13 protein-coding genes are annotated in these 14,911 nt (G+C 53.4%); 8 read left to right on the plus strand and 5 right to left on the minus strand.

Annotated elements, in window-relative coordinates; all coding sequences use genetic code 11:
* Window positions 1-63: 63 nt before the first annotated feature.
* The 3 genes from A0W33_RS09055 to dusB form a co-directional block, all read right to left on the minus strand.
* Window positions 64-1,998, minus strand: coding sequence for a Na+/H+ antiporter NhaC family protein (locus A0W33_RS09055; RefSeq protein WP_172798104.1), 1,935 nt, complete (start codon window positions 1,996-1,998; stop codon window positions 64-66).
* A 248-nt stretch (window positions 1,999-2,246) separates the two neighbouring features.
* The gene (locus tag A0W33_RS09060) at window positions 2,247-3,251 is read right to left on the minus strand and encodes a DMT family transporter (RefSeq protein WP_244888625.1); all 1,005 of its coding nucleotides are present in this window, start codon (window positions 3,249-3,251) and stop codon (window positions 2,247-2,249) included.
* A gap of 164 nt (window positions 3,252-3,415) precedes the next feature.
* Entirely contained in the window at window positions 3,416-4,414 is a 999-nt protein-coding gene (gene dusB, locus A0W33_RS09065; protein WP_068837857.1) for a tRNA dihydrouridine synthase DusB, read from the minus strand.
* A gap of 53 nt (window positions 4,415-4,467) precedes the next feature.
* Here dusB and A0W33_RS09070 point away from each other — a divergent pair, with 53 nt between their 5' ends.
* The 4 genes from A0W33_RS09070 (at window position 4,468) to A0W33_RS09085 (ending at window position 8,506) form a co-directional block, all read left to right on the plus strand.
* Entirely contained in the window at window positions 4,468-5,433 is a 966-nt protein-coding gene (locus A0W33_RS09070; RefSeq protein WP_068837858.1) for a CPBP family intramembrane glutamic endopeptidase, read from the plus strand.
* A gap of 59 nt (window positions 5,434-5,492) precedes the next feature.
* Window positions 5,493-6,320: a phosphatidate cytidylyltransferase gene (locus A0W33_RS09075; protein WP_068837859.1), complete on the plus strand. Its 828-nt coding sequence runs from the start codon at window positions 5,493-5,495 to the stop codon at window positions 6,318-6,320.
* A 106-nt stretch (window positions 6,321-6,426) separates the two neighbouring features.
* Complete coding sequence (locus A0W33_RS09080) at window positions 6,427-7,701, plus strand: Glu/Leu/Phe/Val family dehydrogenase (protein ID WP_068840025.1); 1,275 nt, start codon at window positions 6,427-6,429, stop codon at window positions 7,699-7,701.
* A gap of 121 nt (window positions 7,702-7,822) precedes the next feature.
* A complete protein-coding gene (locus tag A0W33_RS09085) occupies window positions 7,823-8,506 on the plus strand; it encodes a phosphatidylserine decarboxylase family protein (protein WP_068837860.1) in 684 nt (227 codons plus the stop codon).
* Window positions 8,507-8,725: 219 nt separating this feature from the next.
* On the opposite strand, the gene A0W33_RS09090 is transcribed toward A0W33_RS09085, so the two are convergent.
* Together A0W33_RS09090 and ribD are read right to left on the minus strand one after the other, a co-directional pair.
* Window positions 8,726-9,208 (minus strand): GAF domain-containing protein, encoded by a 483-nt coding sequence (locus A0W33_RS09090; protein ID WP_068837861.1) that lies wholly within the window; start codon window positions 9,206-9,208, stop codon window positions 8,726-8,728.
* A gap of 81 nt (window positions 9,209-9,289) precedes the next feature.
* Complete coding sequence (gene ribD, locus A0W33_RS09095; protein WP_068837862.1) at window positions 9,290-10,327, minus strand: bifunctional diaminohydroxyphosphoribosylaminopyrimidine deaminase/5-amino-6-(5-phosphoribosylamino)uracil reductase RibD; 1,038 nt, start codon at window positions 10,325-10,327, stop codon at window positions 9,290-9,292.
* 148 nt (window positions 10,328-10,475) lie between these two features.
* Here ribD and prmC point away from each other — a divergent pair, with 148 nt between their 5' ends.
* The 4 genes from prmC to rfbB all read left to right on the plus strand — a co-directional run bounded on the left by prmC (window position 10,476) and on the right by rfbB (window position 14,902).
* The gene (gene prmC, locus A0W33_RS09100; RefSeq protein ID WP_082815179.1) at window positions 10,476-11,330 is read left to right on the plus strand and encodes a peptide chain release factor N(5)-glutamine methyltransferase; all 855 of its coding nucleotides are present in this window, start codon (window positions 10,476-10,478) and stop codon (window positions 11,328-11,330) included.
* Between the two features lie 195 nt (window positions 11,331-11,525).
* Window positions 11,526-12,815, plus strand: coding sequence for a nucleotide sugar dehydrogenase (locus A0W33_RS09105; protein WP_068840027.1), 1,290 nt, complete (start codon window positions 11,526-11,528; stop codon window positions 12,813-12,815).
* A 3-nt stretch (window positions 12,816-12,818) separates the two neighbouring features.
* Window positions 12,819-13,850: a UDP-glucose 4-epimerase GalE gene (gene galE, locus A0W33_RS09110; protein ID WP_068837863.1), complete on the plus strand. Its 1,032-nt coding sequence runs from the start codon at window positions 12,819-12,821 to the stop codon at window positions 13,848-13,850.
* Between the two features lie 2 nt (window positions 13,851-13,852).
* A complete protein-coding gene (rfbB, locus tag A0W33_RS09115; protein ID WP_068837864.1) occupies window positions 13,853-14,902 on the plus strand; it encodes a dTDP-glucose 4,6-dehydratase in 1,050 nt (349 codons plus the stop codon).
* The last annotated feature ends 9 nt before the right edge of the window (window positions 14,903-14,911 follow it).

A 14,911-nucleotide genomic window follows, 5' to 3' on the forward strand; every position in this document is an offset into this window, starting at 1 on the left:
AAACGCCGCAGCACCTGCTTTAGAGGTAAGCAGGTGCTGCGGCGCTGTGATTTTTAAGCTGTTTTAAACGGCCTCTGCCGTGACAGGCGCAAGTTCGTTCTTCTTGCCAAACAATCGAATAAAGCCCCACAGAATGCCAGCGCCTATAAAATACACCAGCAACCAGTGCACGCCCCAGCTCGACAGGTTCGTGCATACCAGGTTAGCCACTAGCGCCACGGTAACAGCGTAAGGCAACTGCGTCTTCACGTGATCGATGTGGTTGCAACCCGAGGCAAGGGAGCTTAAGATGGTGGTATCCGAAATAGGGGAGCAGTGGTCGCCGAACACAGAACCGGCCAGTACCACCGAAATCACATTGTAAATAATAGGCATCGTTTCCTCCACAGATAGCCCCTGCTGCAGCGACACGTACCAGGCGGCCGGTAGCATGAGCGGGTAAAGGATGGCCATGGTGCCCCAACTGGAACCGGTGGAGAAAGCGATGATGGCCGCCAGGAAGAAGGTGATTTCTGGCAGGAACTGCGGCGAAATGTTGCCGGAGAACAGCGAGGTCAGGTATTCGGCGGTGTACAGCTCCTGCGTTACCGCCGCCAATGACCAGGCCAGCACCAGGATAAGTATGGCGGGTAGCATCGTTTTGAATCCGACTACTAGTGATTCCATTGTCTCGGTCAGGCTCATGATGCGCTGGCTCACAGTGAGTGCCACCGCGATGATCACCCCGCTTAGCGAGGCCCAGATAAGCGCTGTGTAAGAGTTAGAGTCGCCGATGGTGACAGAGAGCTTTCGGAAGAAGTCGAGGGAAGTATCAGCCCAAACCTCCGGGTTATAGCCTGTGTAAAGCAAGCCGATCACGGTGCCTAGGATTACTGTCAGCACCGGGAGCAGCGCGTTTACGGCGCGTGTGCGGGTTTCGTCTACCGGCTCAAACTCGGCCATCTCCTGCTGCTGCCGCGCCTCGCCTGTACGGTCCAGGCTGGCAGATGTAACGGCTCCGGTGGTGCGGGCCCTGGTCTCAGCCTTGTGCATCAAACCAAAGTCCCTGTTCATCAAGATCAGCATCAGCATAAATACCAGCGTAAGCACCGGGTAGTAAGCATACTCCAGCGAGTGGAGGAACAGCGAATAAGCGCCTTCCTCGATGCCGAGCGCCGTGGCCGCATCTTTGATGTAGCCCAACTCGGCCCCGATCCAGGTGGTTACGAAGGCGATGGCGGCTACCGGCGCGGCGGTACTGTCCACGATGTAGGCCAGCTTCTCGCGCGATACGCGGTGCTTATCTGTTACGGGCCGCATGGTGTTGCCCACGATCAGCGTGTTGGCGTAATCATCAAAGAAAATAGCCACCCCTAGTATCCATGTTACCACCTGCGAGCTTTTTGCGGAACGGGCATAGCGCGAAAGCAGGTTGACAACGCCAGCCATGCCGCCGTTTTTAGAGATGATGGCCACCATGCCACCGATCAGCATCGAAAAGAGCACCACGGAAACGTGGTCGCTATCAGTTAGTGCCTCCAGCAGGTAGGTATCGCCCACAGCCAGAAGGCCCGTGAAGATAGATTTGAAGGAGAGGCCATAGATAACGAAGCCCCCGATCCAGATGCCGGCAAACAGGGCCAGCAGCACTTCCCGGAAGATGAGTGCGAGCAGAATGGCGATCAGCGGCGGAAGTATGGACAGCCACATCGGGAACTCCCGCACGCCGGCGCGCTCTTCCCCATCAAGGCGGTAAAGGCGGGCGATGGTGTGCGTGCCCAGGTTGGCGCTTACCTGCACCAGGTCGGCCCGCTCCGGCAGCGAAAAGGCCGCTTCGCCATCAACAAAGGTAAGCTCCTGCAGCTCCCCGTTTATGCGCATCGGCAGCGAACCAACATATTTCACCAGGTTGCCGGCTTCAGAGGAGGTGCGTAGGGTAAAAGCGGTGTCGTTTACGGCTTGTAGCTGTAGTTCTTCAATTTCACCTATTAGATCTGCATTTTGTGCGGAGGTTTGCATCGCTAAGCATAGCAAAAGCAAGAGGCTTAGGAGGGGCTTGTATAGCTTCATTCAGGGTGATGACGGATTTATAGACTCCCTAAGGTAGCAAAGAAATAGTAAACTGTAAAATGCCCTGGCTGCCGCCACGCCACATCTAGCATGCTATAAGTATAAATAACCTTGAATAACAGGAAACCACCTGCCGCCACAAAACTCTGACCGGCCTATCGGGGGAGGCTATACTTGTGAAGGGAACAGCCGGCTTGCTATTTTGCCCGGTTCACGATAAACACGCCTGCCAAAATCACCACCATGCCCACGTAGTGCCACAATTGGATACTTTCGCCATCAAGCACGCCCCACATCAGCGCCACAATGGGAATAAGGTAGGTGGTGGAACTGGCAAAGAGCGTGGTGGAAATGTGGATGAGCCTGTTGAAAAGAACCAGCGCGATGGCTGTGCTGAATACAGCAAGTATGGCAATGTATATAAACGCCTCCCACGCGCCCGGCACGTGCTGCAGCTTGTACATAAAATCAGTGGTAAAGAGGTATACCAGCGCGAGCGGGCCCACCGTAAGCAGTGCCAGGCTGGAAATAATGATTGGTTTCAGGCCACCGAGCCGGTGCTTGATAATGTTGACGCTGCCGCCGTAGCAGATGGTTGCCACCACAATGTAGAGGCCGTAGTACTTGTTGTTGAGGTCTGCGCTGCCGTTGCCCGAGAAGATAAGTATGGCCGTGCCCAGTATACCAATCAGAATACCCAAAACGCGCATCCACGTAATAGCCTGCTTGAAAAGCATGGCGCCAACCAGCAGCGTGAAAAGAGCGGTAAGGGAGTTCAACACACCGGCCAAACCGCTGGCAAGCCTTGTTTCGGCATACGCAAAAAGAAAGGCAGGAATGAAGTTGCCCAATAGCCCGCTTCCCACCAGGAACTTCCACCGCGCCGGCTCCACCGATTTCAGGTGTTTGATGGCAAAGGGCAGCAGCGACAAACTGGCAATAACCATGCGCAGGGCACCCACCTCGCCGGCAGAGAAAACCACCAGTCCCTTTTTCATCAAAATAAAAGAAGTGCCCCAGATAAGGGTAAGTATGGTAATCAGGAACCAGGCCAGTGTGCCGGAGGATTGCTCCTGTGGAGGTGAAGTAGCGGTTTTGATAGTTAGAAAGTTAAAGAGTTGGGAAGTTAGATAGTCGTGGGGCGGTTGTTCCTGGCGCCCGCTTGTGCCAACGTACAGGAGCAAATCTAAAGGATCTCTCACTCTGTTCGAGGTGACAGTTGGAGTAAAACATATAAGGCAAGGCTGGCTTTAGTGGCGGAAGCGGATGCTTGAAGTAGAAAAAAGAAGTATGAAGCTAGAAAGCGGGAGCCTCTGCAGGCATTCTCCACCTTCTAACCCTTTATTTTTTTAAATTTCTAACTCAATCAGCCTTCTACCTCGCCAGCATAGCTCATGGTATGGGCTATTTCCTCCAGCGTGTCGTAGATTTCCTGGATGTCTTCGGATTGCACTAAGCGCATGCGCAGCGGCTTGAAGTGCGGCAGTCCGCGGAAGTAGTTGGTGTAGTGGCGGCGCATCTCGAAAATGCCCAGTTTATCTCCCTTCCACTCCAGCGAGTGCGTGAAGTGCTGGCGGCATACTTCCACGCGCTCCTCCAGCGTTGGCCCCGGCAGCGTTTCGCCTGTGGCCATAAAATGCTTTATCTCATTGAATATCCAGGGGTAGCCGATGCTGGCGCGGCCAATCATGATGCCATCCACGCCATACTTGTTGCGGTACTCCAGCGCCTTCTGCGGCGAGTCGATGTCGCCGTTTCCGAAGATCGGGATTTTCATGCGCGGATTGTTCTTCACTTCGGCAATCAAACTCCAGTCGGCTTCGCCTTTGTACATCTGCACGCGGGTGCGGCCGTGTATGCTCAGCGCCTGTATGCCGATATCCTGCAGTCTTTCCGCCGTCTCCACAATATACTTGGTGCTCTCGTCCCAGCCCAGGCGCGTTTTCACGGTAACGGGCAGGTGCGTGGCTTTCACGATCTCCTCCGTCATCTTCACCATCTTAGGAATATCACGAAGCAGCGCTGCGCCGGCGCCTTTGCAGGCCACGTTCTTTACGGGGCAGCCGTAGTTAATGTCGATCAGGTCGGGGCCGGCCTGTGAGGAGACGATGGCCGCCTCGCGCATTGAGTCAATGTCGGAACCGAAGATCTGAATGCCGATGGGGCGCTCGTAGTCGAAAATATCGAGTTTCTGCACACTTTTAGCGGCATCACGTATCAAACCCTCGGAGGAGATAAACTCCGTGTACATGAGATCAGCGCCGTTGGCCTTGCATACCTTCCGAAACGGAGGGTCACTTACGTCCTCCATGGGGGCAAGCAGCAACGGAAACTCTCCCAACTCTATGTTAGCAATCTTTACCAAAGCAAAATCTATAATTTCCCGTAAATTTACGTCAATAAAACCTAATTATCTGTATGAAAGGTTTCATCTCCAAAGATCAACACCCTCTGTTGGTGCTCTTGCTGCTGCTGGTGTTCATGTCGGGCGGCTACTTTGTGGCCATGGCGGTCATCAGTACACTGGCAAGCTGGATCTTCGGGATCAGCATATTTGAGCTGGCCACCGTGGCCACCAACCCAGCCGGGCACCCCCAGGGGCCGGCCGTGATGCTGCTGCTGCAGGGTGTGCTGCAGTTCTTCGCCTTCATTCTGGCGCCGCTGTTTCTGCTGCTTGCGCTTAACTACAAGCCCGGCGATTACCTGAACCGGAAAGTGCGCTCCCCCTGGCTGCTGGTGCTGCTAAGCGGACTGCTTATTGTCTTTATCATGCCGGCCAACTCAGTTATCATCAACTGGAACGCCACCATGAATTTTCCGGATTTTATGGCTGGGTTTGAGGCTTGGGCACGGGCGCAGGAAGACCAGCTGGCTGAGCTGACCAAACTCATTACCCGCTTCGAAACCGTGCCACAGCTACTGGTGGGGCTACTGGTGTTCGCTGTGGTTCCCGCGATAGGTGAGGAACTGGTGTTCCGGGGCATTACGCAGCGGCAGATTTTCAGGTGGTTTGGAAACATCCACGTCGCCATTTGGGTAACCGGAATCATATTCGCGGCCATACACGTGCAGTTCTTCGGCTTTTTGCCGCGAGCCATACTTGGTGCCTTGTTCGGATATTTATACTTTTGGTCCGGTCGCATTATCGTGCCGATCGTGGCGCATTTTGTAAACAACGGCTTTACTGTTTTTATGCTATACTTGCACCAGACGCGCACCATCGAGGCCGACATTGAAAGCACCGAGGCTATGCCTTTTTACACGGTGGCCTTATCGGTTTTGATTAGCGTGGGCCTGATTTATTTCCTGTACCAGCGCTTTAACCAGGTGCCGTTGCGGCAGCAAAGTATAGCCGAAGAGGCCGGGGCAGAGCGGCTGCAGTAAACTTTAAAACAACGACTCCTGACACCTGCCGCGCAACCCTGCCGGCACAACACCTATACATGAGCAAGAAACTTTCCTCTCTCAGCAATTTAAGTCAACGGATTATAGTGGGGGTGCTGGGCGCCGTGCTTTTTGTCGGCGGGATCGTGTGTGGCGAGTGGACCTATTTCCTGCTCTTCCTGGGGCTCACGCTGCTGGGTATTCACGAGTTTTTTACCTTGGTGCGTGTGCAGGGCATGCAGCCAAACAGGTACCTGGGCCTGCTGCTGGGCGGCGTGCTGTATGTGTCGGTGTTTCTGATTCAGCTGGAAACGATGCCGGGGGAGGTGCTTTTCCTGTCGCTGCCGCTGGTTTTCCTGGTGTTTATCGTGGAGATGTACCGCAAAAAGCCCCAGCCGTTCACCAACATCGCGTTCACGCTAATGGGCGTAGTATATGTGGCGGGGCCGTTCGCGTTGCTGCACCTGCTCGGCTACCTGAACGGGGAATACAGCTGGCAACCTATACTTGGTTTGCTGCTGCTGATCTGGGCCGCAGACACGGGTGCTTACATCGCGGGCAAAAACTTCGGAAAGCACAAGCTGTTCGAGCGCATCTCGCCAGGCAAAACCTGGGAAGGCTGGGTTGGCGGCACGGTGCTGGCGGTGCTGGTGGGCTATATCATGTCCGGCTTTTTTATTGACCTGGAAGTATACCAGTGGGTAGGTATGGCCTTGCTGGTAGCCGTCTTCGGTGTGCTCGGCGACCTGTCGGAATCGATGCTGAAGCGCAGCCTCGGCGTGAAGGACTCTGGTACGCTGCTGCCTGGGCACGGCGGCCTGCTGGATCGCTTTGACAGCCTGCTGATGGCCATTCCCTTTATCGTTGCCTTTCTGGAAATCTTCTAAGAAATATTTTAGAGCCCCTTTTAGGAGGTTGCAAGTATAATTCTCAACTTTGCCCCACTGATTGATTACTCACTAATTAATTACTCACTTAAATTAAGAGTAGATGATGTTATACAAAGAGCCTGCACCGATTAAGGACAAAGAAAATCCGTTCGAATCGATGATGTCGCGCTTCAATATTGCTGCTGAGGTGCTGGGACTGGACGAAGAAACCTACAACGTGCTGAAGTCCCCATCCCGCCAAGTAATCGTGAACGTTCCGGTTACCATGGATGATGGCAAAGTGCGTGTGTTCGAAGGTTTCCGTGTGATGCACTCCAACATCCTGGGCCCGTCTAAAGGTGGTATCCGCTATGCGCCGGATGTGTTCCTGGATGAGGTGAAAGCCCTTGCTGCCTGGATGACCTGGAAGTGTGCCGTAGTGGATATTCCTTACGGTGGTGCCAAAGGCGGTATTATCTGCGATCCATATTCTATGTCTGCCGGCGAGATCGAGCGCCTGACAAGAGCCTATACTAACTCCCTGATCGATATCTTCGGACCTGACCGCGACATTCCTGCGCCGGACATGGGCACAGGCCCACGCGAAATGGCCTGGCTGATGGACGAGTACTCCAAAACCAGAGGCTCTACCGAGCACGCCGTGGTTACAGGCAAGCCGCTTGTTTTGGGTGGTTCACTGGGCCGTGTGGAGGCTACAGGCCGTGGCGTAATGGTGTCTGCCATGGCTGCCATGGAGAAACTGGGCATGGACCCGAACAAATCCACCGCTGCGATACAGGGTTTTGGTAACGTGGGTGCCTGGGCTGCAAAGCTCATGGCCGAGCGTGGTGTAAAAATTCTGGGCATTAGCGATGTGAGTGGCGCGTACTGGAACGACAACGGCATCGACATTGAAGAAGCCATCGAGTATAAAAACGCCCATAACGGACGTCTGGAAGGCTACAAAGGCGCCGAAGGCATGGACCCGGACGAGCTGCTGACCTCTAAAGTGGATGTGCTTATTCCGGCTGCGGTGGAAGACGTGATCACGATCCACAATGTGGACAAAATCCAGGCCCGCCTGATTGTGGAAGGCGCCAATGGCCCTACTTCGTACAAAGCCGACAACATCATCAACGAAAAAGGCATCATGGTTGTGCCGGATATTTTAGCTAACTCTGGCGGTGTTACCGTATCATACTTTGAGTGGGTACAGAACCGTATGGGTTTCAAGTGGACGCTGGACCGCGTAAACGGACGTGCTGAGCGTATCATGAACGAGGCCTTTGAGCGGGTGTACGCGGCTTCACAAAAATATAACGTACCAATGCGTATCGCTGCCTACATCGTAGCAATTGATAAGGTAGCCATGACGTATAAGTACCGCGGTGGCTTCTAAAATAATTTTTTAGAAGAATAAGCGAAAGATTATATAATTTTGGAAACCGGTGATAGCCCATTCATAAAACTGGATGGGCTATTATTTGTTAGTGAAGCACCGGCGGAAAACATAAAGACGGATGAAAATTCATAAGGAAGGACGGAGAATCTTATTTTTTACATTGTTGATTTTAGTGGTGCTAAACCTGCTGCTCTACTATTTCAATGCCGGCAACAGCACCTTTAACCTTATTTTCTCTGTGGTGTCTGTTCTGCTTTTTCTGCTGATCCTGCAGTTTTTCCGCAGTCCGTACCGCAACCTGCTGCTCCACGAAGACCTGATCATTGCCCCGGCCGATGGCAAGGTAGTGGTGATTGAGGAAGTGGAAGAGCCGGAGTACTTCACCGATAAGCGCAAGCAGATTTCTATCTTCATGTCGCCGATCAACGTGCACATCACCCGGAACCCGGTTTCAGGGATTGTGAAATATTTCAAGTATCACCCCGGTAATTACTTTGTGGCCTGGCATCCGAAATCGAGCACGCAGAACGAGCGCACTACAGTGGTGGTAGAGTCTTCGGCAGGCCCGGAGGTGCTTTTCCGCCAGATTGCCGGCGCCATGGCACGCCGCATTGTGTGGTATGTGAAAGAGGGCGATGAAGTAAGCCAGGGCGAGGAGTTTGGCTTCATCAAGTTCGGCTCACGGGTGGATATTTTCATGCCGCTCGATACAGCCATCAAGGTAGAACTGGGTCAGAAAACAAAAGGCGGCCAAACCGTTATCGCCCAGCTAAAGACCGAAACGCCTCCTTTGTTCGGCTAATCTTTAAGACGCTGGACTTTAGATATTAGACCAAACAAGAAAGGCCGCTGCTAGTATAAACTGCAGCGGCCTTTCTTGTTTAAATCAGGATTTTCAGGCTAGAAAAAAATTACAGGATGTTGTTTAGAAGTGCCTGTACCTGTCACGAGTTAAGCTATCGCTAAACTTGCGGCAGGAATAAGGCTGCGAAAAACGAGTAACGAAAAACGATCAACGAGACTAATACCAGCTTTCCACCAGTCTCATCAACTTTTCCAGGTACTGCTGGTCCACCTCGTCGAAGTCATTGAGTCGGTCGCTGTCCACGTCCAGCACCAGCTTTACCTCACCGTCTTTTATGGCTGGCAATACAATTTCTGATTTAGAGTCGCTGCTGCAGGCGATGTGGCCCGGGAAAGCCTCCACGTCCGGTACAAGTATGGTTTTCTGCTGGGTATAGCACGCACCGCAAACGCCTTTGTGGTACGGAATGCGGGTGCAAGCCACTGGTCCCTGGAACGGGCCGAGCACCAGTTGACCCTCTTTGTTGAAGTATACGCCTACCCAAAAGAAGCCCATGCCCTGGCGCAGCGCGGCTACTAAGTTTGAAATATTGGCGATCAGGTCGGTTTCCCCTGTCGTTAAGGCTTCTATCTGCGGAAGCAGCGCTTTATATTTTTCCTCTTTGCTGAGGTTCGCATCTATCAGAAGGGACTCTGCCATGGGCTAATTTTGAATAACTGAGTTTTGAATGAGTGAATATGTTGATGACGTAAGAAAAGTCTAACGTCTAGAAGCTAAAATCTAGCTTCTGAAATAGTGCAACAACTGATCGGGACCTAAAGTTTGAATACTGCTTAACTGTCCATAAGCCATGTTAGGGGCTTTTACACCGGCAGGCAGATTCTTTTCAAGGCTCTTGAATACCAGCGCCTCGTCCCATAGGTTTTCCTGCAGCAGGCTCTCCAGCAGGAAGGTGCCGCCCTCTACCATCACTGATAAGATGCTGCGCTGGTGCAGGTCGTGCATGAGCTGGGGCAGCAGCGGCTCGTTTTCCTGCAGCTGCACAAAGTATAAATTCTCACGATCGTCCTGCCTTTTGTAAGTATACACCACAGTAGGCTGGCTGCCGTCGAACAAGTGCAGGTGCGTAGGCAGCAGCAGTTGCTTATCAATCACCAGGCGCAGCGGGTTTTGGCCCGGCCACAGGCGCGTGTTCAGGTGCGGGTTATCATATAAAGCGGTACGACTGCCTACCATGATGGCCTGCTCCTCCGATCGCCACTTATGCACCAGTCGCTGTGCCAGCTTGCCGCTGATCTGCTGCTGCGCATAATTGGCGGCGGCAATGAAGCCATTCGCCGTTTCGGCCCACTTCAGAAGTATAAAGGGCCGCTTTTGGGTATGGAAAGTAAAGAACCGCTTGTTCAGCTCCAGCCCCTCATCTTCCAGTACGCCTACTTTTACTTGGGCGCCGCTTTCAAACAGCTTTTTGATGCCGCGCCCTGCCACCAGCGGGTTTGGGTCTGTGTTGCAGATCACCACATCTTTCACGCCATGGCTGATGAGCAGATCGGCACAGGGAGGCGTTTTGCCGTAGTGCGAGCAAGGCTCCAGCGTGACGTACACCCGGCTTTTGGGCAGCAGGCTTTTGTCTTCCACGGCTGCTACGGCATTCACCTCAGCATGCGGACCGCCGTAATGCCTGTGCCAGCCCTCGCCGATAATCTGCCCCTTGTGCACGATCACGCAGCCCACCATCGGGTTCGGACTGGTGTGGCCACTTGCCAATCGGGCCAGTTCCAGGGCACGGCGCATGTACTTCTCGTCGGGCGTTGCCATAAGGTTAAATGTAAGATGCCGGGGTTTGAAGTATAAAATACAGGCAGCTGCGCGTTGTGAAAGGATAAAGTCAAAAATCAAACGCCTTGCGACTCGTATCTGTTTACTTACTTTTGCAAAGATATTGAAATCAACCTAAAGTACAGGCGTGGCCACGATTCAGGAATTACAGCAGCACATCCGCACAAGTATAAACCAGGCTTTTCCGGAGCCGGAGGCAGGGAGCATTGCGCAGCTGGTGCTGGAGCATGTGCTGCAGAAAGACAGGCTGCAGCTACGTCTGGACAAGTCGGCAGAGGTGCAGCCGGCACAGCAGGAAGCGGTAGAGCAGATGATCTTACGGCTGCAGCAGCAGGAGCCGGTGCAGTACGTGCTGGGCACGGCGCACTTCTACGGGCTAAATTTGCTGGTGGATGACCGCGTGCTGATACCAAGGCCGGAGACAGAGGAACTGGTGGACCTTGTGCTAAAGGAGCATCAGGGACAGAAAGGGCTGAATGTGCTGGATATTTGCACCGGAAGCGGCTGCATCCCACTGGCTTTGCAGGCCAACATGCCCAGCGCCAAAGTATACGGACTGGAAGTGTCGGAGGGGGCACTGGAGGTGGCCCGGGCCAATGCCGCCAAGTATGATCTGCCCGTTGAATGGCTGCAGGCAGATATCTTTGCGCCGGTTCCAGGTATAGCCGCGGGCTCGCTGGACATCATCATCAGCAACCCGCCGTATGTGCTGGAGGAGGAAAAGGAGCTGATGCGCGAAAACGTGCTGCAGTACGAGCCGCACCTCGCCCTGTTCGTGCCAAACGCCGACCCCCTGAAATTTTACAGAAGGATAACGGATGTCGCGTTGGAACTCCTGAAAAAGGATGGTAGGTTGTACTTTGAGATAAACGAGCGCTACAGCCAGCAGGTGCGGAAACTCTTGCAGGAGGCAGGATTTGCGCAGGTACGGGTAGTGGAGGATTTGTTCGGGAAAGCCCGGATGGTGACGGCCTCGCGGTAAGGTGGTTAAAATTTGGGCTAAAACTATCTTAAGTAGAAGTTAAAATTGTACTTTTGCAGTAGAAATGCCTGCTACGGCCCTGTTAGCGCTGTATATTGAATCCGTTCTTCGGATGTGTTGTTGACGCATGAGAAGCCGCTGCAGGCGGGGAGAGGTAAAGGAAATAAAATTCAGAAATTAACCAGCATACATAACGTGTACGAACAACTGATAAACAAAGAAGCCAAGCTTGCTGTGATTGGCTTAGGCTATGTAGGATTGCCGATTGCGCTTGCCTTTGCAAAGAAAATAAAAGTGATAGGCTTCGATATAAACGCGAAGCGCGTGGATTTAATGCGCAACAACATCGACCCGAGCGGTGAGTTGGAGAGCAGCGATTTTGAGGGAGCTGACATTGAGTTTACGCACGATCTGGAGGTGCTGCGCGAGGCACAGTTCTTTATTGTGGCCGTGCCAACGCCAATCGATGAGCACGCCATGCCGGACCTGAAGCCGCTTTTAGGCGCTTCTACCTCTGTGGGTAAAGTGCTGAAGAAGGGCGATTACGTGGTGTTTGAATCCACTGTTTACCCGGGCTGTACCGAAGAGGATTGCGTGCCGGTGCTGGAGCGCGAGTCAGGCTTGAAGTTCATGGAGGATTTCAAAGTAGGTTACTCGCCTGAGCGCATCAATCCGGGCGATAAGGAGCACACGCTGGCAAAGATCGTGAAAGTGGTATCGGGTTGTGGCAAAGAGTCGGCAGAGGAGATTGCCAAAGTATACGAGTTGGTGATTGACGCAGGCGTGCACCGCGCTTCCACTATCAAGGTAGCTGAAGCCGCCAAAGTGATCGAAAACACCCAGCGCGACCTTAACATCGCCCTGATGAACGAACTGTCCATCATCTTCGACAAGATGAACATCAATACCTATGATGTGCTGGAGGCAGCGGGCACGAAGTGGAACTTCCTTCGCTTTCAGCCTGGCCTGGTAGGCGGCCACTGCATTGGCGTGGACCCGTATTACCTGACGTACAAAGCGAAGGCAATGGGCTACGATGCGAAAGTGATTCTGAGCGGCCGCAGCACCAACGACAACATGGGCGCTTACCTGGCCAACAAGCTGGTGAAGATGATGATCAAGGGTGGCAAGAACATTTCGCAGACAAAAGTGCTGGTGATGGGCGCTACTTTTAAGGAAAACGTGGAAGACATCCGCAACTCGAAAGTGGTGGACGTGATCCGCGAACTGGAAAGCTTCGGCGTGACAGTAGAAGTGGTAGACCCGTATGCAAATTCCGAGGAACTGAAGCACGAGTATGGCTTCGGTCTGGTGGCAGAGCCCGGCAAAGATTACGATGCCGTGGTGGTGGCCGTGCCGCATGCGCCTTACAAGGAACTGGAAGAGGATTACTTTAAGTCGCTGATGAATGGCAGCCCTATTCTGGTGGACTTAAAAGGCATTCTGCGCGATAGAATCAAAGATATCACCTACACAAGCTTATAAGTTTTGGCAAAAGAAAAGATACTGGTAACCGGAGGCGCTGGCTATATCGGCTCGCACACGGTAGTGGAGCTGGTAGAGGCGGGCTACGAGCCTGTCATCATCGATAATTTCTCTAACTCGGAAGAAAGCGCGCTGGAGGGCATTGCCGCTATACTTGGCCGCAGCATTCCGTGCCATCGCGTTGACTGCACTGATGCCACAGCACTAAGAGGTGTGTTTGAGGCGGAGAAAGATATCCGGGGCGTGATTCACTTTGCGGCTTATAAGGCAGTGGGTGAGTCCGTAGAGCAGCCGCTGAAGTACTACCACAACAACGTGGGTTCTTTGGTGGCGCTGCTGCAGGTGATGGGCGAGTTCAACGTACCCAACCTGGTATTCTCTTCTTCGTGCACCGTGTATGGTATTCCGGAGCAACTGCCGGTAACCGAGCAGACGCCGGTGCAGAAAGCCAATTCTCCCTACGGCAACACCAAGAAGATTTGCGAGGAGATTCTGACGGACCTGGCCAACAGCGGCAGTAGCATTAAAAGTATCGCGCTGCGCTACTTTAACCCCATCGGGGCACATCCGTCTGCAAAAATCGGAGAGTTACCGCTGGGCGTGCCAAGCAACCTCGTGCCGTTCATCACCCAAACAGCTGCCGGTATCCGAGAGCAGCTCACGGTGTTTGGCAATGATTACGACACACCAGACGGCACCAATATTCGCGATTACGTGCACGTGGTAGACCTTGCCAAAGCGCACGTAGTGGCAGTGGAGAGAATGCTGGCCGGTAAGGTAGAAAGCATAGAGTTCTTTAACGTGGGCACTGGCCAGGGCAATACCGTGCTGGAGGCTATACATGCTTTCGAGCGTGCCACGGGCGAAAAGCTAAACTATAAGATTGGTGGCCGTCGTGCAGGCGATGTACCAAAGATTTATGCCGATGTCACCAAAGCGACCGAGGAACTGGGTTTTAAAACGACCAGCACGCTGGAGGAAGCCATGAAAAGCGCCTGGGACTGGCAGTTGTCTCTTCAAAAAGGAAAAGCATAAGTATGAAAATATTGATCACGGGCGGAGCGGGCTTTATCGGCTCGCATGTGGTACGCCTGTTCGTAACGAAGTACCCGAACTACCAGATCTACAACCTAGACAAACTGACATACGCCGGCAACCTGGCAAATTTGTCTGACATTGAGGACCGGGAGAACTATACCTTCCTGAAAGGCGATATCGTGGATGCGGCCTACCTGGAGGAGATCTTCACCGAGTATAAATTCGATGCAGTGATTCACCTGGCGGCCGAGTCGCACGTGGACCGTTCCATCTCGGACCCGCTTGCCTTTGTGCAGACGAACGTGATCGGCACGGTGAACCTGCTGAACACATCGCGCAGCCACTGGAAGGATAACCTGCCCGACCACCTGTTCTACCACATCTCCACCGACGAGGTGTACGGCTCCCTGGGCGAGGATGGCCTGTTTACGGAAGAGAAGGCCTACGACCCGCGCTCGCCATACTCTGCTTCTAAAGCAAGCTCCGATCATTTCGTGCGGGCATGGTTCCATACTTACGGACTGCCTGTCAAGATATCGAACTGCTCCAACAACTACGGCCCAAACCACTTCCCCGAGAAGCTGATTCCGCTGGCCATCCACAACATCCAGAGCGAGAAGCCGGTGCCGGTGTACGGCAAAGGCGAGAACGTGCGCGACTGGCTTTACGTGCTCGATCACGCCCGTGCCATCGACGTGATTTTCCACGAGGGCAAGGTGGGCGAGACTTACAACATCGGCGGCGTGAACGAGTGGAAGAACCTGGACCTGATTGAGCTGCTCTGCGACCAGATGGACGAGAAACTGGGCCGCGAGAAAGGGCACTCCCGTAAGCTGATTACCTTCGTGAAAGACCGCGCCGGCCATGACCTGCGCTACGCCATCGACTCCAGCAAACTGATGAACGAACTGGGTTGGAAGCCGTCGGTTACCTTTGAGGAGGGCCTAAGTAAAACCGTTGACTGGTACCTGCAGCATCCGGAGTGGCTGAACGACGTAACCTCCGGCAACTACCAGAGCTACTACGAGCAGCAGTATACACACAGATAAGTAAAGTAG

This window comes from Pontibacter akesuensis (assembly GCF_001611675.1).
Lineage (GTDB): Bacteria > Bacteroidota > Bacteroidia > Cytophagales > Hymenobacteraceae > Pontibacter > Pontibacter akesuensis.

What these genes read in the sequence shown, in the direction of transcription:
- ribD (WP_068837862.1), bottom strand. Translation starts at nt 10,327, where the DNA reads ATGGCAACGCCCGACGAGAAGTACATGCGCCGTGCCCTGGAACTGGCC.
- A0W33_RS09085 (WP_068837860.1), top strand. Translation starts at nt 7,823, where the DNA reads ATGAAAATTCATAAGGAAGGACGGAGAATCTTATTTTTTACATTGTTG.
- A0W33_RS09055 (WP_172798104.1), bottom strand. Translation starts at nt 1,998, where the DNA reads ATGCAAACCTCCGCACAAAATGCAGATCTAATAGGTGAAATTGAAGAA.
- rfbB (WP_068837864.1), top strand. Translation starts at nt 13,853, where the DNA reads ATGAAAATATTGATCACGGGCGGAGCGGGCTTTATCGGCTCGCATGTG.
- A0W33_RS09075 (WP_068837859.1), top strand. Translation starts at nt 5,493, where the DNA reads ATGAGCAAGAAACTTTCCTCTCTCAGCAATTTAAGTCAACGGATTATA.
- A0W33_RS09080 (WP_068840025.1), top strand. Translation starts at nt 6,427, where the DNA reads ATGTTATACAAAGAGCCTGCACCGATTAAGGACAAAGAAAATCCGTTC.
- A0W33_RS09090 (WP_068837861.1), bottom strand. Translation starts at nt 9,208, where the DNA reads ATGGCAGAGTCCCTTCTGATAGATGCGAACCTCAGCAAAGAGGAAAAA.
- A0W33_RS09070 (WP_068837858.1), top strand. Translation starts at nt 4,468, where the DNA reads ATGAAAGGTTTCATCTCCAAAGATCAACACCCTCTGTTGGTGCTCTTG.